Raw genomic sequence first — 19,305 nt, 5'->3', positions numbered from 1 at the left:
ATCCGAGGGATCATCTTGCGGAAGGTCGCGTGAGGCGGACGGGCGCGGCTGAAGGTTCAATGGTGTGTGCTCAGCATTCACTGTCACAGGACACAAGTTCGTGTCCTTGGGCAGCGAGGTCAGACGTGTACAGCCCGCTGACCTCGGCCTACTATGTTGGATGCCAACGAGTCTGCTCGAGCTGAGGCCGTTCGAGATCGCGCATATCTGATGTAGTGGCGGACGCTGTGGTGGGTGACCAAATAGCCGTGGTGGTCCATAAGCTCTCCCTAAGGACAGTCCGGCTACTCCGTGCCCCGTGCCTACGGAGTTGAGCGCTGGGGTGGTGGACCGAGATCGGATGCGGTGTCCTGGCCGTCATCGGACCATGGGTATCTGGCATGATGATGCTCATGACCACGTACCGAAAGGCCGATGCCGCGTAGACGGCCCGGCGCGCTGCGCGCTGAACAGTCTCCTCGTGTCGCGTGGAGCTTGCCTCCACGCCGCATCCACGGCCTCTCTGCCCGGACCAGCGTCGCGGTAGATCGAGTTGAGAGATTCTCGGGCGACTACTACGTCTACCCCGGCGCTACCGACCGCGCGCTACGACGGTATCGAGCCTTTCTGCAAGCACCGGGACGTCGGCCGCTCTATCCGCAGGATTCGGAGTGTTCGTGCCGCGGTTGTTCCTTCGATGACGTGCGGCACGCCCGCGACGTGCTTGATGAGGTCTTGCGGCAATTGCCGACCCGGCCCCGCTCCGAGTTGGAACAGCAAGTCAGGGTGTTGGACGCCAGGTACCTGGCGCGCACGCTGCCGGATCCGTTCGCCGCTCATCGGCAGTGGCGTTCTGACCTCTGGTGGCATCGACGTCTGGCCGGCGGCCGGGAAGCTGGGTGAGGAGCCCAGCCCTGGCATCGATGTATTGGTGAAATGATCACCACGTGGCTGGTGTGATCACGGCGCCGCAGCCGTCCTGGACAGGCCCGTTCACCGTGCTGAGCTCGCGCTGCTTCGCCAAGCTCGTGAGCGCCCTGCGCCGGGAGGGCGCGGACTTGGTCCGCCGACGTCGGCCGTGGAGTCTGCCCCTGGAGGACCGTGTCCTGCTGGTCACGGCCTACTGGCGCACCAACTTGACGGTGCGCCGGCTTGCTCCGCTGTTCGGCATCTCGAATTCCGCGGCCGACCGCCTTATCAACCGCCTTGGGCCGCTGCTCGCTCTGCGGCCGCGCCGACGGTTCCGCAAGGACGCCGTGCTCATCGTGGACGGCACCTTGGTGCCTACACGAGACCATACGGTGGCCGAGCAGCCGAAGAACTATCGGTACTCACCAATCACCAGAGCGTCATCGACGCTGATACACGGCTGGTCGTCGCCGCTGGCCGACCTCTGCCCGGCAACCGCAACGACTGCAAGGGCCTGGGCGCTGTCCGGAACGATACGGCTAGCAAAAGCGGAGGTCGGAAAGGTGCTGCCGGAATACCCCGCGTACGGCCTCCAGCGCCGCCCCCCGGTCCGCCGGCACAAGCCCGATGCGCGTGCGCCGGTCAAGCACGTCGGACTCGTCCAGCGCGCCCTCGTGCCGTACGGCCCACAGCAGTTCGGCGCCAGTGACGGGATGGCCCGGCAGCACGGGTTCACCCAACCGGGGATCGTGCGCGGCGAGCTCCTGCACGGCCGCTGCCTCCGTGCCGTACCGCTGGACGAGGCGGCGTGGTGCCCGGACGGCTCCGAGGGCCTCGGGCGACGCGGCGCCGACGAGGGGGAGGGAGGCGGTGGGGGAGGGGCCGGCCGGGAGTCGGTGAGCAGCGACGGCGGCGTCCACGGCGTCCTCTGCCATCCGCCGGTAGGTGGTGAGCTTGCCGCCGACCACCGTGATCACGCCCTCCGAGGAGGTGAGGACTGCGTGCCGACGGGAGATGTCGGAGGTCCGTGGCGCCCCGCCCGAGCTCGCCGTCGGCGTGGTGTCCAGCAGCGGACGTAGGCCCGCGAACGCGCCGACGACGTCCTCACGTCCGACCGGGACGTCCAGCACCGAACCGAGGACGTCGAGCAGGAAGCCGATGTCGGTCTCGGGCACCTCGGGGACGTCGGGGATGTCGCCCTCGACCGGCTCGTCGGTGAGGCCGACGTAGACCCGGCCGTCGCCCTGGGGGAGGACAAGGACGAAGCGGTTGGTCTCGCCGGGGACCGGGACGTGCAGGCCCGCGGGCAGCGGGCCGAGGTGCTCGGAGCGCAGGACCAGGTGGGTGCCGCGTGAGGGGCGGATCCGGATGCCGTCGACCAGGCCGCCGGCCCAGACGCCGGACGCGTTGATGACGGCGCGGGCCCTGATCTCGCCCTCCTCGCCGGTGAGTTCGTCCCGTATCCGGGCGCCGGACGCGGTGAGCTCCAGGGCCCTGACCCGGGTGAGGATCCGGGCGCCCCGGTCGGCGGCGGTGCGGGCGAGGGCCGTCACCAGACGGGCGTCGTCGGTGAGCCGGCCGTCCCAGGACAGCAGGCCGCCGCGCAGGCCCTGGGCGCGCAGGGCGGGGGCGAGATGCCGGGTCTCGACCGTGGAGAGGCGGCGCGGGGCCGGCAGCGTGGCGCGGGCCGTGCGGGCCGCCAGACGCAGGGCGTCACCGGCCCGGAAACCCGCCCAGGCCAGGGTGGACTGGGCGCGGGAGACCAGCGGCGTCAACGGCAGCACGAACGGCTGCGCCCGCACCAGATGCGGTGCCGTCCGCTCCATCAGCACGCCGCGCTCGACCGCGGACTCGTGCGCCACGTCGAGCTGCGCCGAGGCCAGATAACGCAGCCCGCCGTGGATGAGCTTGCTGCTGAAGCGCGAGGTGCCGAAGGCCAGGTCATGGGCGTCGACAGCGGCCACCGTCAGACCCCGGGCGGCGGCGTCCAGCGCGGCCCCGGCACCCGTCGCGCCAAGACCGACGACCAGGACGTCCACGGCCGGACCGCCGACGGTCCCGGCCAGTTCGCGCGAGCGTCGGGCGGCGGACAGCGAGGACCCGGGCAGGGCGGTGGGGGAGGTCATGGCGTGAGGGTCCTCTCCAGGATGCTGCGCAGTTCCGCGAGGAAGGCCTCGCTGCTCAGGTCGGTGTCGTCCTCGTCGGTCATCGTGCGCAGGGAGAGCGTGAAGGACTGCACGATCAGCAGCAGGGCCCGCGCCTGCCGTTCGACATGGCCGTCGCGTACGGATCCGTCGGCGTGGCCTTCCCGCAGGGCGTCCGCGAGCAGCACGAGGAGAGCCTGCTGGCTCGCGCCGCGGCGGTCGAGGACGTAAGGGAGGAGCAGTTCCGGATCGACGTCCACGATCTTCTGGAAGAGCGGGTGGGCACGGAATGCCGCCACCCCGGCCACCAGACCCTCGACGATCAGGCCGCGCGTGTCCGTCCCTGGGCGACGCTCGGGCATCGCCCCAGTGGCGACCGCGACCCACTCCCGGGTCATCAGGTCCCCGACCAGGGAGCGCACATCGGGCCAGCGCCGGTACAGCGTCATCCGGGAGACACCCGCGCGGCGGGCCACGTCGGTGAGTGTCGTACGGCGGACCCCGACGGCCAGGACACAGTCGCGCACCGCGTCCAGTACCGCGTCGCCGTCCGAGTGGTTGTGACGAATAGGCGTCATGTGTCACAGTGTAACGCCTGCGGGGCCGACGGGAACACGGCATCGCTCGAATCGACCGGTGAGGACGAGATCCATGGACATGCTGTGGAGCGGCTGGGGCGACCCCGCCAAGGCGGCACCGCTGCCCGAGAGCGTGATCGGCCTGCTGCGCGATCTGCTCGGAGTCAAGCCGCGCACCGCGGGACCGGTCGCCCTGGAGGACATAGCCGTGCCCGAGCCGGGGCTCGAACCCGCCGCACTCCAGGCCCTGGTGGACGCGGTCGGCGGCGCGGAGCACCTCCGCACCGACGCGCAGACCCGCATCCGGCACACTCGCGGCAAGTCCACCCCCGACCTGCTGCGGATCCGCGACGGTGAGGTGGACGACATCCCCGCGGCCGTCGTCCTCCCCGCCACCCACGACGACGTACTCGCCGTGCTGCGCGCCTGCGCCGAACACGCCCTGCCCGTGGTCCCGTTCGGCGGCGGTACGTCCGTCGTCGGCGGCCTCGCGCCCGCCCGGCGCGGCGCCTTCGTCGCCCTCGACCTGCGCCGCATGGACCAGCTCCTCGCCCTCGACCCGGTCTCCCGCACCGCCACGCTCCAGCCCGGACTGCGCGGCCCGCAGGCCGAGGCGCTCCTCGCCGAACAGGGCTTCACCCTCGGCCACTTCCCCCAGTCCTTCGAGTGGGCGACCATCGGCGGATTCGCCGCCGCCCGCTCCAGCGGCCAGGCGTCCGCGGGCTACGGCCGCTTCGACGAGATGGTCCTGGGCCTCACCCTCGCCACCCCCGAGGGCACCATCGACACCGGCCGCGCGCCGCGCTCGGCGGCCGGCCCCGACCTGCGCCAGCTCCTGCTCGGCTCGGAGGGCGCGTTCGGCGTCATCACATCCGTGACCGTCCGGATCCGGCCCGTCCCTCTCCGGCGTATGTACGAGGGCTGGCGCTTCGAGTCCTTCGAGGCGGGGGCCGCCGCGCTGCGCCGCCTCGCCCAGGACGGCCCCCGTCCGACGGTGCTGCGGCTGTCCGACGAGACCGAGACGCTGATCGGCCTGGCCCAGCCCGACGCCATCGGCGCAGGTCTGGAGCCCGCGGGCTGCATGGCGATCGCCGGCTACGAAGGCACGGACGAGGACACCTCGTACCGCAGGGAGAAGGCCGCGGCCGTCCTGCGCGAATGCGGCGGCACCCCGCTGGGCGACGAACCCGGCGGACGCTGGGCGCACGGCCGCTACTCCGCCCCCTACCTCCGGGACTCCCTCCTCGACGCCGGCGCCTTCGCCGAGACGCTGGAGACGGCGACCTTCTGGGCACGGATCCCCGAGCTGTACGCCGCCGTCCGCGACGCCCTCACCAGCACCCTCACCGGATCCGGCACCCCGCCCCTGGTCATGTGCCACATCTCCCACGTCTACGAGAACGGCGCCTCCCTGTACTTCACCGTCGTCTCCGCCCAGGGCGACGACGCGGTCGCACACTGGGAGAAGGCCAAGCACGCCGCCAACGAGGCGATCCTCGCCGCGGGCGGCACGATCTCCCACCACCACGGCGTGGGCACCGATCACCGGGACTGGTACGTCCGCGAGGCCGGGCCCCTTGGCATCGAGGCACTGCGCGCCGTCAAGCGCCGACTGGACCCGGCGGGGGTGCTCAACCCGGGCGTCCTGCTGCCCCTCGACTGACCCGCCCCCGCTTCGCTGGTAGCGCCCTCCCGTCGGCCCCCGAAAGGCACCCCGATGAGACAGTTCACCGCCATCGTCAACCCCACGGCGGGCGGATCCGCCGCGGCCGCCGCGCTCCTTGAGGTGGCCCGGCCGCTGCGGGAGGCCGGGGCCGACCTGGAGACCCAGTACAGCCGCAGCCTCGCCCACGCCCAGGAACTGGCGCGGGACGCCGGAGAGCGCGGCCGCGTGGTGCTCGCCGTCGGCGGCGACGGCATGGCCGGCGGCATCGGCGGCGCCCTCAGCGGCACCGACGTCACGCTGGGCCTGGTCCCGGCCGGCCGCGGCAACGACTTCGCCCGCGCGCTCGACCTGCCGACCGAACCCACCGCACTCGCCGAAGTGTTGCTCCACCACGAGCCCCGCAAGGTCGACACCATCGAGGTCGAGTCGGCCGTCCACCACCGCACAGTGGTCCTCGGCAGCGTGTACGCCGGAGTCGACGCGCTGGCCAACCGGCACGCCAACAACGCCACCCTGCTGCGCGGCGCCGCGTCGTACTACGCCGGCGGCCTGCGCGCCGTCACGACTTGGCGCGCCGCGCGCTACCGGGTCACCGTCGACGGCCAGGAACACCTCCACACCGGCTACACGGTCGTCGCCGCCAACTCCGGCTACTACGGCTCGGGCCGGATCATCGCGCCGGACGCCCGCGTGGACGACGGCCTGCTGGAAGTGGTGATGATCCGCGAGGCGCCGCGCCGGCTGTTCTTCACCCTGATGAACGAGCTCAAGACCGGCGCCCATGTCCGCCGCCCCCAGGTACGGATCCTGCGCGGCAAGGAGATCCGCATCACCGCCGACCGCGAGGTGCCCTACGGCGCCGACGGCGAGGTCGAGGCGACCCTTCCGGTCACGGTGAGGGTGCTGCCGGGGGCGCTGCGCGTGCTGTGCTGAGCCGCCGGGCGTCGGGGGTGGGTCGAGGTTGCGTCGATCCGTGGCGCGGCGGCAGGGTTCGGGTGTGCCTACCTTGCTGATCGTTCATCACACCCCCTCGCCCAACTGCCAGGCGATGCTGGAAGCCGTCGTCTCCGGCGCGACCGCGCCCGAGATCGAGAACGTCGAGGTCGTACGGCGGGCCGCGCTGTCCGCCACGGCGACCGATGTGCTGAACGCCGACGCCTACCTCCTGGGCACCCCGGCGAACCTCGGCTACATCTCGGGCGCCCTGAAGCATTTCCTCGACCAGATCTACTACCCGTGCCTGGACGACACCCAGGGCCGGCCCTTCGGCTACTACGTGCACGGCGGCAGCGACGTGACCGGCGCCGTGCGGGCGATCGACTCCATCACGACCGGCCTCGCCTGGCGCCGCGCCGCGCAGCCCGTGACCGTGACGGGCGAGCCCGGCAAGTCCGACATCGAGGCGTGCTGGGAACTGGGGGCGACACTCGCCGCCGGACTCATGGACTGAACAGGGACTTCGGCGCCCCGCTCATACGACAGCGCCTGAGCTCATAAGAAAGTTCTGTGAATTTCCGAGGCGGTTGAACACCACGGGGTCGGCCTCCGTATGAGACCGGGGGATTTTCATGCCCTGACCGACCACGAGGCGTAGGAGTACTTCCTTGGCACGCAGCACGCGAAGACGCCCAACGGGCGCACGGCGCGCGACCTTTGCAGCGGTCGCGCTCATGTTGGGCGGCGGCGGCCTTGTCGGCGCCAACGTCTACGCCTCGGCGACCGAGGACGGCGGAGCGGGCTCCGCCGAGACGCTGTCCTCCCCGGCCGGCACCATCGACTGCCCGGACGTCGGCGACAAGCTGACGGATGTGCCGGACGGGGCCAAGGAGGACGTCGCGAAGGAACTCGCCCTCCTGGACCAGCAGATCGCCGACGCCTACCAGCGGCTGCTTGAATCGGCACAGGCGATCCAGCAGGACGCCGGCTTCGCCGACAACGCGATCATGAATCCGCTGAAGGAGAAGCGCGGCGCGACGATCGAGCGGATCGCCATCGCCGTGGACCGCGTGGGAGACCGGCCCGAGGGCCTGGACGCCCTCGCCACCTGCACCCTGCGCGCCCCCGAGGCCGACACCGGTGACCAGGCCGACGGCGGCGACGCCCAGAACGGCGCCGACCAGGGCGGCCAACAGCAGGACAATGACGGCCAGCAGCAGGACAACGGCGGCCAGAACGGCAACGGCGGCCAGGCCGGCAACGGCCCCGTCGCGGCGGACTACCAGGACATCAAGTCCGTACAGCCCAACGTCCAGCAGCCCGCCCAGTCCTCGGACGCCTCCCGCGGCACCTTCGCCACCAGCTGCGGCGTCAACGAGAACGGCCTGTTCAACTCGGACAACGTCATCGTGGCCCCCGGCGTCTCCAACGGCGCCCACCACTTCCACGACTACATCGGCAACCAGTCCAACGACGCCTTCGCGAGCGACGAGGACCTGGCGAACGCCGAGACGAGCTGTGTGAACCAGGGCGACAAGTCCACGTACTACTGGCCGGTGATCCGTCTCCAGAACGGAACGCAGGAACAGGACGCCAACAAGCCCGGCGGCGGCGTCGAGGGCAACGCCGGCAAGATCGTCACTCCCAAGGAAGTGACCCTGAACTTCGTCGGCAACCCAAAGAGCAAGGTCACCGAGATGCCGCGGCTGCTGCGCATCATCACCGGTGACGCCAAGGCGTTCATCAACGGCACCGCCAACGCCAACGCCTCCTGGAGCTGCACCGGCTTCGAGGACCGGCAGCTGAAGGACAAGTACCCGCTGTGCCCGCAGGGCAGCGACGTGGTGCGCACCTTCAAGTTCCAGAGCTGCTGGGACGGTACGAACATCGACAGCGCCAACCACCGCGCCCACGTGGCGTTCGCCGCGGCGGACGGCAGCTGCGCCAACGGCTTCAAGGCCATTCCGCAGCTGGTGCAGCGGATCGTGTACGACGTCGACGCGCCGAGCCTCCAGGACGGCGGCAAGACGACCCCGCTGTTCGCGGTGGACTCCTTCCCGGAGCAGCTGCACAAGCCGGTCACCGACCACGGCGACTTCATCAACGTCTTCAGCGAGGACCTGATGGGCGAGATGGTCGACTGCATCAACGACGGCCGCAAGTGCGGCGCGGGTGCCGACCAGGGCGGCGACCCGGGCCAGGAGGAGCCGACCGAGGAGCCGACGGAGGCGCCCACCACCCCGCCGGCCGGTGACGACAAGCCGGAACCGGGCAACGGAGGCGACGAGCAGACGGACCCGCCGGCCAACGACGACCCGGCGACCGAGGCTCCCGCGACCGAGGACCCGGCCACCGAGGACCCGGCCACCGAGGCCCCCGCGAACGACGAGCCCGGTGACGAGGCACCCGCCACCGACCCGGCTGACGACGACAAGCCCACCGTGTCGAGCACGGTGGCGCCCAAGTCGTACGGCACCCCGTCGGCCGACGCCGACAACGGTCAGGCACAGGGCGGCTCCGGCGACGACGACGCGAACACGTCGGGCAACGCCCAGCAGACCCAGCCCGCCGGTGTCGGCGACGACACCGAGGACAGCCTGGGGACGAAGCCGCAGGCCCAGGGCGGCAACCTGGCCGAGACGGGTACCACCCTGTGGCCGGCCATGGCCGGCGCCGTCCTCCTCATGGGCGGCCTCCTGCTGCTGATCCGCGGCAGGCGCAGCGCCCGCCGATGAACGGCGCCTGAGGCGCTGACGTCGCGCAAGGGCCCGGACCGGACTTCCCGGTCCGGGCCCTCGCACGTCCACCGAACCCCTGCCGAGGAGCCGCCGCGGCTCAGTCCACGATCGCGCCGCAGGAGATGTTCACATCCGTCGCGGTGAGCGTGCGGGCCCGGTCGGAGGCGACGAAGGCGGCCACGTCGCCGACGTCCGCGAGGGTCGCGGCCCGGCCGAGCTGCGTAGCGCCGACCAGGCTGTCGGCGATGGCCTCCGCACCGGGGAACCCGGACGGCAGCGATTCCGGCACACCGCCGGACTTCAGGGTCACGACCCGGATGCCGTGCGGGCCCAGCTCGATCGCCCACTGGCGGCGCAACCCCTCCAGCGCGTCCAGCGCGACCTTGAAACCGCCGAGGCCGGGCAGCGTCTGCGGGCCACCGCCACCGAAGGCGAGGATCACCCCCGAACCACGGGCGATCATGTGCCGGGCCGCCGCCCGGGTCGTCAGGAACTGCGAGCGCATCGCGGTCACGATGGGCTGCAGGAAATCCTCCTCCGAGATCTCCATCAGCGGTTTCTGGACATCCCCGTAACCGATGGCGTTGAACGAGACGTCGACCCGCCCCGCCCGGGCGGCGACACCGTCGACGAAGGCGTCCACAGCCGCTTCCTCCCGTGCGTCGACCACGGAGGTCTCCGCCTCGCCGCCCGCGGCACGAATATCCTCGGCGAGCCTGTCCAGCGGGGCCGCGCCGCGCCCGGCGAGGAAGACCCGCGCCCCCTCGCGGGCGAAGGCGCGGGCCGCCGCACCGCCGATGGCGCCACCCGCGCCGTAGACCACCGTGACCTTGTCCTTGAGCAACATGTTCGATCTCCGTTCCGACCGGCTGCCGACTGGCCGACCGCGTGGTGCGGCCCCAGCCGTCTCATCCGATACGTCGGCACCGAGCCCGGGAATTCGACACGCGCACGCCGATCAAGGCGTGGGAATGCCCGCCGGACGCGCCGGACGGCCGAGCCGGACCGGGACGCCGGGGGAGTACAGGACGCTGACGGGGTCCGTGCCCGGGGCGGGCAGCCCGGCCGCGGTGACGAGGTTCTCCTCGCAGGTGAGCAGCTCGGCACGGTACAGCGGCCACCGAGGGTGGTGGTTGGGCAGATATGCCGTCGACTGCGCCCCGCCGAAGAAGGCGTTGTGCATGCCCCAGCGGGCGGTGAGGAAATGCTCCAGCTCGGTGGGCTGCTCGATGCGCTCACCGGTGCGTACGGTGATCAGGCTGGACGCACCGCGCGGACCGGGCCACCGACGCGAACTGGCGTAGGTCACGGTGTCACCGGCCGCGCGGACACTCATCCGCGACCACAGGTACGGCAGCCGGAACCCGAGGCGCCCCATCACCACCGGGATCAACCGCGCGGCGTCCATCGACCGGAACACGACACCGCGCCGCCCGTGCTCGTCCACGGAGTACAGCCGCACATTGGTCTCGGGGAACGTCCCCAGATACGGCACCCCGGGCAGCCGCAGCCAGCCCACCCGATGCATCCGGAAGGCGACCAGGCCGACGTACGTCATCCCGTCATGCGTGTCCGGGACGGTCCCCCTCGGCAACAGCCCTGCCACGACGTCCGGTTCGACGGCCCAGTGGATGAAGGCGAGGTCGAGCCACTCCTGGGTGAGGAGCGGGGTCGGTATCCGGGTGGGCGCGTCCGGGGTGACGGGAGTGGGATTCGGCACGACGTCAGGATGGCAGAGCAGTGATCCGCGGCGGCTCCGGGGGCCCGCGCGTCAGCCCGCTCGGCCGGATCTTGCGCGTCGAACCGGTCGCGGACCAAGATTGCGCTGGCTACGCTTCCCTGAGAGCTGGTACTTCGTGCGACCCGCGCCTCACCAACAGGGGGATGTATGGCTGAAGTTCGGGTCGAGACCGTGGCGCTGGACTCGACGGGCAGTCGCCAGATCTCCAGCCGTACGCGGACCAGTGCCGCACTCGGTGATCGAGCCGCGGAGCTGGAGGAGGCCATCGTCCAGGCCTCGGACATCGCACAGCAGTCCCTGGCCCAGGTGCCTGACCGCAACGGCTGGCAGGTCTCCAGCATGGCCGTCACCTTCGGGCTGACACTGGCGGCGGAGGCGGGGGTCATCCTGTCCAAGGCGTCGGCCGAGGCGTCGTTCGAGGTCACTCTCACCGTGGAGCGGGCCCCGGAGACACCATGACCACCACGGGCTACTGGGTCGAGCTCTTCAGGTCCGAACAGCGTCTCGGTGGCGGCTTCTTCCTGACGCGCCGTTTTGTGGTGACCGCACTCCACTGTCTAGGCGGCCTCACCTCGTCGGACGAGCGCGTGGACGTGGTCCTGACGGACGGCAGCCGACTCGCAGGTCAGATCTGTCGCCGCGATGTGGACGCCGACCTGGCTCTCATCATGATCGCCTCCGACTATGAAGTGCGGCTGGCGATCCCCCGCGCCGGCATCGCTCAACGCGGCGACGACTGGCACTCCCCCTATCGCCCCGAAGCGACCGAAGCGGCACTCGGAGGGAAGGTGGACGACGGCACGGCGGACTATTCCTGCGAGGGGGGTGCGGTCATCGAGGCGCTGCAACTGACGGTGGACCAACACACGGGGGACTACTCAGGTTATTCCGGCGGGCCGGTGGTCACCGGCGTTCCGGAAAAGCGCGACCCCGTTGTCGTGGGCATCCTTCTGGAACAAGTACCCCATCGCAAGGACACTGGCCGCGCCGCCAACGTCCTGTTCGCCGCCACCATCGGTGAGGCCTTGCGCCGCTTCGACCAATTCCATGTGGAGCATCTCATCGATGTGCTCCACCCGGAGGGCGCCGAGAAAAGTGAAGAGCTGACCGAAACCGCAGCCGTCGCCGAAGCCGAGTCGTGGTTCGAGCGCATCCGAGAGTGGACCCAGCGTGGCTATCTCGACCCGTCACAAGTGGCCGAACTCAACTTCACGATCGCGAAAACGGTCCTGGAACGGCAACTGCGCGGTGAGGGAAAGTGACAGACCTCTGGCAGCAGGCCATCGCCAACGCCGAACGCGCCCTCGGCAGCAACGGCAATGACGCGGATCGCGTGAGCGCTGCAAGGGCAGCAGCCGAACTGTGCAACGACCCTCATGTGCTCCGGCATCCGACTCTGGGCACGGACCTTGGCTATCTGACCTCCTTGCTCGATGAGCTCGGCCTGGGCAAGGAGACGACAGCTCTTCGGGAGCATGTGAACTCGCTCCTCCACTCGGACCCCGATGCTCTCTCACTGCCGGCCGACATCAGAAACGAGTTGGCGGTCACCTTCGCCGACCGCGACCTGATTCCTGCCGCAGTCACTGTTCTGTCTCCGGTCATCGCTCTGGAGGGACAACACGACCAGGGCGAAGGCGTCGTGCGAAGTCGGGCCAATCTGGCAGCGATCAGGCTACGTCTGGGCGATGTCGCCGGAGCCGCAAAGGCGGCCGAAGAGGCGTTGAACCTCAGCACCCGTATGGAATCCCGCCGCGGGCGACTGGAAATCCAGCTGCTTGCCCACTCGGTGCTGGCAGGGACCGCCCGCCAGCAGGAGCGCCACGTCGCAGCAGATCAGCGCATCGACACCATCGCGCAAACGGCACGGCAATTGGTGCGGCTTCTCGGGAGTGACCATCCGCTGTCGCTCTCAGCGCTGATCACGTTGGCCTTGGCCAAGTTGACCTCGGCCCTCGCGGCCGGTGACCGCGAGCAGTGGAAGCGGGCCGCCGAGGTGCTGGCGATCGCCGCGCAGAAGGCGACCGTGACGCTCGGGCCGCGTCACCCTCTGTCCCGCGCATCTCTGATGAGCCTCGCCAGCATGGAGTTCCCCGCGTGGGCCCTGCGCGATGAGCGCGGTCTCGACGAAGCGCCGGCCGTGGACGCTGCTCCGGGCCTACGTCCCGAGGCGACACGGCAGGTCGTGAGGCTGGAGCAAGGGCCCCGGACCCCGGAGCAGAGACGACCGGGCGCCAGTCGGAGTTCGGCCGAACCAGAGGCTGTGCCCTTGCGGTTCAGTGTGCTCGGTCCGGTGCGCGCGTGGCGGGGCGAGGAGCAGCTCCCGACCGGCTCCCCCCAGCAGCGCGCTTTGCTCGTGGCCCTGCTGCTGCGCGAGGGCCGTACGGCGACCGCGGCGGAGCTCATCGACGCCCTGTGGGGCGAGGAGCCGCCCGAGCAGGCGCTGGCCGCAGTGCGGACGTATGCCTCCCGGCTGCGCCGGGTGCTGAGCCCCGGCGTGCTGGTGAGCGAGTCCGGCGGCTATGCGGTGCGGGGGCTGGCCGACGACGCACTGGACCTCGCCGTAGCGCAGAACCTGGAGGCGGAAGCAGAGAGGGCGAGGAGGTCCGGCGATCTGACCCATGCGCGGCAACTGCTGGACAAGGCCCTGGGGCTGTGGGGCGGCGAGACGCTGGCCGGCATTCCCGGGCCGTACGGGGAGGCCCAACGGGACCGTCTGGGGGAGTGGCGGCTCCAACTCCTGGAATCCCGGCTCGACATGGACCTTGAGCAGGGCTGCCACGCGGAGGCGGTCTCGGAGCTGACGGCCCTGACGGCCGAGCATCCGCTGCGCGAGCGGCTGCGAGAGCTGCTGATGCTCGCCCTGTACCGCAGCGGGCGGCAGGCGGAAGCGCTGGCCGTGTACGCCGACACGCGGCGCCTGCTCGCCGACGAACTGGGCTTGGACCCGAGTCCGGACCTGCGTGAGCTCCAGCAGCGGATCCTCCAGGCCGACCCCGGTCTCGCGGAGCCCTCCTCGCCGGTGGCCGAGCCGCCCCAGCACCCGGTGCGTCCCTCCCAACTCCCCGCCACCGTCCCGGACTTCACGGGCCGTGCCTCCTTCGTCTCGGAGCTCAGCGAGGTCCTCGCCGCAGCCGAGGGCGAGGGTCGGGTGATGGCGGTATCGGCGCTGGCGGGCATCGGCGGGGTGGGCAAGACGACGCTCGCGGTTCATGTCGCCCACCAGGCGCGCTCGGCTTTCCCCGACGGGCAGCTCTACGTCGACCTGCAAGGCGCGGGCCTGCGCGCGGCGGAGCCGGAGACGGTGCTGGGCTCGTTCCTGCGCGCCCTGGGGACGGCGGACTCGGCGATCCCCGACTCGCTGGAGGAGCGCACCGCGCTGTACCGCTCGATCCTCGACGGGCGGCGGGTCCTGGTCCTCCTGGACAATGCCAAGGACGCGGCGCAGGTACGGCCGTTGCTGCCGGGCATGGAGGGCTGTGCGGCGCTGGTGACGTCCCGGGTGCGGATGGTGGATCTCGCCGGGGCCCATCTGGTGGACCTGGATGTGATGTCCCCCGACGAGGCGCTGTCGCTGTTCACGAAGATCGTGGGCGAGGAGCGGGTGGCGTCCGAGCGGGAGGCCGCCCTGGACGTGGTCGCGGCGTGCGGCTTCCTGCCGCTGGCCATCCGCATCGCCGCGTCCCGCCTCGCGGCCCGCCGCACCTGGACGGTGTCGGTACTGGCGGCGAAGCTCGCGGACGAGCGGCGGCGGCTGGACGAACTCCAGGCCGGGGACCTCGCCGTGAAGGCCACCTATGAGCTGGGCTATGGCGCTCTGGACTCGGGCCAGGCCCGCGCCTTCCGACTGTTGGGGCTCGCCGACGGACCGGACGTCTCGCTGGCCGCGGCCGCCGCACTGCTGGATCTGCCGGTGGACGAGACGGAGGATCTGCTGGAGTCGCTCGTCGACACGTCGCTGCTTGAGTCGGCGGCGCCGGGGCGGTATCGGTACCACGATCTGGTGCGGCTCTACGCGCGCGCTTGTGCGGAGCGGGACGAACAGCCGCCGGGTGAGCGGGACGCGGCACTGTCGCGGCTGCTGGACTTCTACCTGGCCACCGCTGCCGCTGTGTACGCGCTCGAGCGGCCCGGGGATCGGCTCGTGGACGACCTGGAGCCGACCGGCTGCCCCGGGCTGAGTTTCGCAGGAGAGTCCGCAGCCCTGGACTGGCTGTACTCCGAGGGAGCCTGCCTGCTGGCCTGCGTACGGCAGGCGGCCGGCACGGACCGGCTGCGCAGGGCGGTGGATCTGCTCTGGGCGGCCAAGGACCTCAGCGAATCCGGGGCCAACTCCCACCAGTACGAAACGACCACAAGGGCCATGTGTGACGCCGCCCACAGCCGGGGTGACCGCCGATCGGAGGGCAGGGCACGCACGATCCTGGCGGATGTGCTCCTCGACTCCGGCGACATCGAGGGGGCGGAGTATCAGGCACGGCTCGCCGCCGAACTCGTCGCTTCCGCGTCGGCTGACACCGCCGTCAGCTGGGTGGCGAACACCCGAGGCCTCATCCGTCTGCGGCAAGGCCGGTACGCGGAGGCCAAGGTCTTCTTCGACCAGGCCATCAGTGGGTTCCGTGCACTCGGCAATCGTCCCGTCGAAGCGGTCGGCCTCGGCAACCTCTCACAAACCCATCTGGGGTTGGGCGATATCACCCAAGCCGTCGACATCGCGAAGCGCAGCCTCGCCGTACACGCCGAATTCGGCCGGACGGTGCGCCTGGCCAACGGCCACTATGTCGTGGGCATCGCCCTCACCAAAGACGGCCAGTATTTCGAGGCGCTGGAACAGTTCCACGACGCCTTGGAAATCTTCGGCGACCACCGACAACGGCTCTGGCAGGGAACCACGCACTTCCGGATTGCCGAGACCCACCTCGCCGCGCACCGGCCCGCGCAAGCAGCCCAGCATGCCGAACAGGCCCTCGTACTCGGCTCCATCGGCGGTGACCCGATGCGAGGCAACGTTCTGACCATCCTGGGAAAGGCGCTCGCGGAACTCGGTCAAGCCGACCGGGCAAAGGCATGCTGGCGCGAGGCACTCAACCTGTACGAGCTGACCGGGAGCAAGGAAGCCGCCGCCCTTCGTGCGCTCATCGAATCGAGGATCCGGACGGCCTGAAGCGGGCCCCTGGCCGGATGTCAGCGACAGGGTGCGTCGGCTTCCGGGCGTCTGCGCCGCCCCTCGGGAGTGAAGGTGACGGTCTCACGGAAGTTCCCGTTCCCGAAGCGCACGGCAAGCAGAAGGGGTTCCTCAAGCTCGGGCCACCGTGCCTCATCGTCCGGAGCACTGCCGTTCCACAGGTGGAAGAACACGATCGGATCCTCCGGGTCTTCACTAAGGAAGCCGAGTGTCTTGCCGTAGTAGGGATTGGTGCCGCCAATCAGCAGGGACGGGGCGCCGAATTCAGCCGTGACGTCCGGCCACACACGGTCCACACCCGCCCACTGGCGTGCGCTGTTCCGCAGCGCGTGGAACTCGCCCGCATCAAGAACACGGTCGGGTACGAGCCAGTCGCGACGGTGGGCGAATTCGGCGTAGACCGAGGCCGTGCAATGGTCGTCGTAATGGCCTGGGACCAGGTCCCGGAACGCGCCCGCCACACCGGTACTGGTCCAAGCCCCGCGGTCATTCCAGATTCGCTGCTGCTCGGTCCATGCCTCCGGCTCTTTCTCCAAGAACAGCAGATGGTCCATCAACATCCGCAGCGCCGTCTCCTTCCCGAACATCCCAGGACGGCGCAGCGCGAGGTTCAGCCGGTCGACGAGATAGACACGTATTTCATCAGCGGTCGCGAGTGATCTGGTGAGGGGCACATCGCAATTGTCCCCCACGTCAGTGGGAACACCGGCACTCAACGACGGCGTTCGGCAATGGACATGAGGTAGCCGCGCAGCATCAGCTTCGCCTCGTCGAGGAGACCCGGATCGCCCTCGGGGTCGCGGCGGAACGCCTCCTGGGCGAGGGCGTCGGCGGCGAGGACCGCCGCATGGCAGGCGCGGGCGAGTGACTCGTCGTCGTGGACCAGGCCGAGGGCCAGCAGGACGCGCCGGATGCCCTCGGCCATACGGCGCTTGTGCTCACGGTCCGCCGCGCGGGTCTGCTCCGTCAGGGTGCTGCCGAACCACAGGGCCCTGAAGCCGTGTTCGGTGCGGTAGATCGCGGCGTACGCGTCGATGAGGACGCCGACCGGGTCCTCCCACCGCTCGGCCGTGGCCGCGCGCACCAGGTCGTCCATGACGCCTTCGAGTCGGGCGAAGTAGCCGGCCGCGAGGGCGTCGATGACGGCGTCCCGGTCGGGCAGGTACTGGTACAGCGAACCGACCGAGACCTTGGCCTCGGCCGCGATACGGGTCGTCGTCAGCGCCTGCACCCCTTCACGGATCAGGACACGCTCCGCGGCCTGAAGGACCCTGGCCAGCCTCGCTCTGCTGCGCGCCTGCTGCGGAGTACGGCGCAGCGGGACCTGCCAGGTGCCGCCGGGATCCGGGGTGGGATCACCCATGTGCGGCCTCCGAATCTGAACGTGACTTTGTTTCATGTTTAGGCTAGCGTCGCGCACATGACAGGCTCAAGCTCGGTGCTGGGTCAGGAACGCGCCGCCGTGGCCGAGGCATGCCGTCGGCTGGGGGCGGAGGGCCTGCTCATCGGCACGGCAGGCAACGTCAGCACACGGCTGGACGACCGGGTCGCGATCACGGCGACCGGCGCGGTGCTCGCCGAACTCACCGCGGACCAGGTGACCGTGGTCGACCTCGACGGAACCGTCGTCGCCGGGACACTCGAACCCACCTCCGAACTCGACCTCCACCTGGGCGTCTACCGCCGCTACGGCACCGGCGCGGTCGTCCACACCCACGCGCCGATGGCGACCGCACTGTCCTGCGTACTCGACGAACTGCCCTGCATCCACTACCAGTTGCTGACCCTCGGCGGCTCGATCCGCGTCGCCCCCTACGCCACCTTCGGCACCCCCGAACTCGCCGAGTCGGTCCTGACCGCACTGGACGGACGCAGTGCCGCCCTGATGGCCAGCCATGGCGCGCTCACCCACGCCCCGACCCTGCACAAGGCCGTCGAGCACGCGCTGCTGCTGGAGTGGGCGTGCGGTGTCTACCAGCACGCGGCCGCCCTCGGCACGCCCCGCGTCCTCGACGAGCGGCAGCAACTCGCGGTCATCGAGGCCGCGCTCGCCCGGAACTACGGCTCCACCCACCCCGTACAGGAGGGAAACCGATGAAGGTCGTCACGCTGGGCGTGCATGTACTGGACGTGCTGGTGCGGCCGGTCGAGGCCATACCCGAGGGCCAGGGCGCCACACTGGTTGAGGACATCAGGATGACCGCCGCCGGGACGGCCGGCGGCACCGCGCTCACCCTCGCCAAACTGGGCGCCACGGTGCGGAGCGCCGGAGCGATCGGGTCGGACCCCACCGGGGACATGCTGGTCCAGCTCCTCGGCGCCGCCGGCATCGACACCCGCCACCTCGTCCGCCGCACCGACATCGCCACCTCCGCGAGCGTCCTGCCCATCCGCCCCAACGGCGACCGCCCCTCCCTGCACCTCCTCGGCGCCAACATCACCTACGGCCCCGACGACGTGCCCTGGGACGCCATCGCCGACGCCGACCACCTCCACCTCGGCGGCCCCGAACTCATCGGCGTCGACACCGCCACGCGCATCCTGGCCCACGCCAAGGAACACGGCGTGACGACCTCGGTGGACCTTCTGGCCCCCGGAGTGCTCGGCAGCTTCGAGCAGATCGAGGCCGCGCTGCCGTACGTCGACCACATGCTGCCCAACGAGGACCAGGTCCTCGGCTTCACCGGCGAGCAGGACCTGGACGCGGGTACGCGGAAGCTCCTTGCCGCCGGAGCCGGGCTCGTGGCGGTCACCCGGGGCGGCGACGGCGCACTGCTGGTGACCCCGGACGGCACCGAGCAGGTGCCCGCATTCGCGATCGACGTCGTGGACACCACCGGCTGCGGCGACGCGTTCTCGGCAGGCTTCGTGCGCGGCATGGGCCTGGGCCGCACACCGTATGACGCCGCCGTCCTCGGCTGCGCCGCGGCGGCCCTGGTGGCGCAGGGGCTCGGCAGCGACCACGGGGACTTCGACCTCGCCGCCGCCGACGCGTTCGCACAGGAGCACAAGCCGCGCACCTGACGTGCGGTCAGTCGTCCTGATGGCTGACGATATTGAGGACATTGCCATCGGGCGCCCGCACGAGGAACCTGCGCAGACCCCAGGGCTCCTTGGTGAGCGGGTGCACGATCTCGTATCCGCGCCGCAGCGCCTCGGCGTAGGCCTCGTCGACGCCCGCGCCGACACGGACGGATACGGCGGCGAGTTCGGGCGCGGTCGCGTCACGGGTCACGAGCTGGATCTGCGCCCGCCCGTCGGGTGACCGGTAGCGGGCGACCCAGCCCATGTCGAAGTCCTCGACGCTCAGGCCGAGGTAGCCGGTGTAGAAGTCGCGGGCGGCGGTGATGTCGGGGACGTGGAGGTTGGGCGTGATACCGGTGGGCTCCATCGGGATTCCTTTCCGTGCCGGTCTGCCACGCCCCGACG

At 70.6% G+C, this 19,305-nt stretch carries 16 protein-coding genes and 1 pseudogene; 10 read left to right on the top strand and 7 right to left on the bottom strand.

All coding sequences use genetic code 11. The features are described 5' to 3' along the window. Nucleotides 1–926: 926 nt before the first annotated feature. Nucleotides 927–1,457, top strand: a pseudogene (locus tag IE325_RS43795) (transposase family protein); the annotation flags it as partial. Here the strand turns inward: IE325_RS43795 and IE325_RS43790 are convergent. Both IE325_RS43790 and IE325_RS43785 read right to left on the bottom strand, forming a co-directional pair. Further along, nucleotides 1,428–3,014, bottom strand: a complete 1,587-nt coding sequence (locus IE325_RS43790; protein WP_190075794.1) for a glycerol-3-phosphate dehydrogenase/oxidase — start codon at nucleotides 3,012–3,014, stop codon at nucleotides 1,428–1,430. The pseudogene IE325_RS43795 and the gene IE325_RS43790 sit on opposite strands and share 30 nt — an antisense overlap. Beyond that, complete coding sequence (locus IE325_RS43785; RefSeq protein WP_190075793.1) at nucleotides 3,011–3,610, bottom strand: TetR/AcrR family transcriptional regulator; 600 nt, start codon at nucleotides 3,608–3,610, stop codon at nucleotides 3,011–3,013. Before IE325_RS43785 ends, IE325_RS43790 begins: the two co-directional genes overlap by 4 nt. A 73-nt stretch (nucleotides 3,611–3,683) precedes the next feature. On the opposite strand from IE325_RS43785, the gene IE325_RS43780 reads away from it, so the two are divergent. The 4 genes from IE325_RS43780 (at nucleotide 3,684) to IE325_RS43765 (ending at nucleotide 8,947) form a co-directional block, all read left to right on the top strand. Further along, entirely contained in the window at nucleotides 3,684–5,273 is a 1,590-nt protein-coding gene (locus tag IE325_RS43780) for an FAD-binding oxidoreductase (protein WP_190075792.1), read from the top strand. Nucleotides 5,274–5,327: 54 nt separating this feature from the next. Beyond that, nucleotides 5,328–6,209, top strand: coding sequence for a YegS/Rv2252/BmrU family lipid kinase (locus tag IE325_RS43775; RefSeq protein WP_190075791.1), 882 nt, complete (start codon nucleotides 5,328–5,330; stop codon nucleotides 6,207–6,209). A gap of 64 nt (nucleotides 6,210–6,273) precedes the next feature. Continuing rightward, nucleotides 6,274–6,726: a flavodoxin family protein gene (locus IE325_RS43770; RefSeq protein ID WP_190075790.1), complete on the top strand. Its 453-nt coding sequence runs from the start codon at nucleotides 6,274–6,276 to the stop codon at nucleotides 6,724–6,726. A gap of 220 nt (nucleotides 6,727–6,946) precedes the next feature. After that, nucleotides 6,947–8,947, top strand: coding sequence for a DUF1996 domain-containing protein (locus IE325_RS43765; RefSeq protein ID WP_190075789.1), 2,001 nt, complete (start codon nucleotides 6,947–6,949; stop codon nucleotides 8,945–8,947). A 100-nt stretch (nucleotides 8,948–9,047) separates the two neighbouring features. Here IE325_RS43765 and IE325_RS43760 read toward each other — a convergent pair whose 3' ends face one another. Both IE325_RS43760 and IE325_RS43755 read right to left on the bottom strand, forming a co-directional pair. After that, nucleotides 9,048–9,797, bottom strand: a complete 750-nt coding sequence (locus tag IE325_RS43760) for an SDR family NAD(P)-dependent oxidoreductase (RefSeq protein WP_190075788.1) — start codon at nucleotides 9,795–9,797, stop codon at nucleotides 9,048–9,050. Between the two features lie 111 nt (nucleotides 9,798–9,908). Continuing rightward, nucleotides 9,909–10,670, bottom strand: coding sequence for a YqjF family protein (locus tag IE325_RS43755; RefSeq protein ID WP_190075787.1), 762 nt, complete (start codon nucleotides 10,668–10,670; stop codon nucleotides 9,909–9,911). Between the two features lie 168 nt (nucleotides 10,671–10,838). On the opposite strand from IE325_RS43755, the gene IE325_RS43750 reads away from it, so the two are divergent. The 3 genes from IE325_RS43750 (at nucleotide 10,839) to afsR (ending at nucleotide 15,855) form a co-directional block, all read left to right on the top strand. Continuing rightward, nucleotides 10,839–11,150 (top strand): CU044_2847 family protein, encoded by a 312-nt coding sequence (locus IE325_RS43750; RefSeq protein WP_190075786.1) that lies wholly within the window; start codon nucleotides 10,839–10,841, stop codon nucleotides 11,148–11,150. Continuing rightward, nucleotides 11,147–11,953: a trypsin-like peptidase domain-containing protein gene (locus tag IE325_RS43745; protein WP_190075785.1), complete on the top strand. Its 807-nt coding sequence runs from the start codon at nucleotides 11,147–11,149 to the stop codon at nucleotides 11,951–11,953. Before IE325_RS43750 ends, IE325_RS43745 begins: the two co-directional genes overlap by 4 nt. Nucleotides 11,954–12,882: 929 nt before the next feature. Then, nucleotides 12,883–15,855 carry an SARP-family global regulator AfsR gene (gene afsR / locus IE325_RS43740; RefSeq protein ID WP_190075811.1) on the top strand — a complete coding sequence of 991 codons (2,973 nt, stop codon included), beginning with the start codon at nucleotides 12,883–12,885 and terminating at the stop codon, nucleotides 15,853–15,855. Nucleotides 15,856–15,875: 20 nt separating this feature from the next. On the opposite strand, the gene IE325_RS43735 is transcribed toward afsR, so the two are convergent. Next, complete coding sequence (locus IE325_RS43735; RefSeq protein ID WP_190075784.1) at nucleotides 15,876–16,550, bottom strand: hypothetical protein; 675 nt, start codon at nucleotides 16,548–16,550, stop codon at nucleotides 15,876–15,878. Nucleotides 16,551–16,588: 38 nt separating this feature from the next. Further along, nucleotides 16,589–17,239: a TetR/AcrR family transcriptional regulator gene (locus IE325_RS43730; protein ID WP_190075783.1), complete on the bottom strand. Its 651-nt coding sequence runs from the start codon at nucleotides 17,237–17,239 to the stop codon at nucleotides 16,589–16,591. A gap of 57 nt (nucleotides 17,240–17,296) precedes the next feature. On the opposite strand from IE325_RS43730, the gene IE325_RS43725 reads away from it, so the two are divergent. Together IE325_RS43725 and IE325_RS43720 are read left to right on the top strand one after the other, a co-directional pair. Next, entirely contained in the window at nucleotides 17,297–17,974 is a 678-nt protein-coding gene (locus IE325_RS43725) for a class II aldolase/adducin family protein (RefSeq protein ID WP_190075782.1), read from the top strand. Next, nucleotides 17,971–18,900 carry a carbohydrate kinase family protein gene (locus tag IE325_RS43720; RefSeq protein ID WP_190075781.1) on the top strand — a complete coding sequence of 310 codons (930 nt, stop codon included), beginning with the start codon at nucleotides 17,971–17,973 and terminating at the stop codon, nucleotides 18,898–18,900. The genes IE325_RS43725 and IE325_RS43720 overlap by 4 nt, the downstream gene beginning before the upstream one ends. A 7-nt stretch (nucleotides 18,901–18,907) precedes the next feature. Here IE325_RS43720 and IE325_RS43715 read toward each other — a convergent pair whose 3' ends face one another. Then, nucleotides 18,908–19,267: a VOC family protein gene (locus tag IE325_RS43715; protein WP_190075780.1), complete on the bottom strand. Its 360-nt coding sequence runs from the start codon at nucleotides 19,265–19,267 to the stop codon at nucleotides 18,908–18,910. Between the last annotated feature and the right edge of the window lie 38 nt (nucleotides 19,268–19,305).

This window comes from Streptomyces lanatus (genome assembly GCF_014655715.1).
GTDB lineage: Bacteria > Actinomycetota > Actinomycetes > Streptomycetales > Streptomycetaceae > Streptomyces > Streptomyces lanatus.
Note: the sequence above shows the minus strand (reverse complement) of the source record. Positions and strands in the feature narration are given on the sequence as shown.

What these genes read in the sequence shown, in the direction of transcription:
- IE325_RS43790 (WP_190075794.1), bottom strand. Translation starts at nt 3,014, where the DNA reads ATGACCTCCCCCACCGCCCTGCCCGGGTCCTCGCTGTCCGCCGCCCGA.
- IE325_RS43720 (WP_190075781.1), top strand. Translation starts at nt 17,971, where the DNA reads ATGAAGGTCGTCACGCTGGGCGTGCATGTACTGGACGTGCTGGTGCGG.
- IE325_RS43775 (WP_190075791.1), top strand. Translation starts at nt 5,328, where the DNA reads ATGAGACAGTTCACCGCCATCGTCAACCCCACGGCGGGCGGATCCGCC.
- IE325_RS43750 (WP_190075786.1), top strand. Translation starts at nt 10,839, where the DNA reads ATGGCTGAAGTTCGGGTCGAGACCGTGGCGCTGGACTCGACGGGCAGT.
- IE325_RS43780 (WP_190075792.1), top strand. Translation starts at nt 3,684, where the DNA reads ATGGACATGCTGTGGAGCGGCTGGGGCGACCCCGCCAAGGCGGCACCG.
- IE325_RS43730 (WP_190075783.1), bottom strand. Translation starts at nt 17,239, where the DNA reads ATGGGTGATCCCACCCCGGATCCCGGCGGCACCTGGCAGGTCCCGCTG.
- IE325_RS43765 (WP_190075789.1), top strand. Translation starts at nt 6,947, where the DNA reads ATGTTGGGCGGCGGCGGCCTTGTCGGCGCCAACGTCTACGCCTCGGCG.
- IE325_RS43785 (WP_190075793.1), bottom strand. Translation starts at nt 3,610, where the DNA reads ATGACGCCTATTCGTCACAACCACTCGGACGGCGACGCGGTACTGGAC.
- IE325_RS43715 (WP_190075780.1), bottom strand. Translation starts at nt 19,267, where the DNA reads ATGGAGCCCACCGGTATCACGCCCAACCTCCACGTCCCCGACATCACC.
- IE325_RS43760 (WP_190075788.1), bottom strand. Translation starts at nt 9,797, where the DNA reads ATGTTGCTCAAGGACAAGGTCACGGTGGTCTACGGCGCGGGTGGCGCC.
- IE325_RS43745 (WP_190075785.1), top strand. Translation starts at nt 11,147, where the DNA reads ATGACCACCACGGGCTACTGGGTCGAGCTCTTCAGGTCCGAACAGCGT.
- IE325_RS43725 (WP_190075782.1), top strand. Translation starts at nt 17,297, where the DNA reads ATGACAGGCTCAAGCTCGGTGCTGGGTCAGGAACGCGCCGCCGTGGCC.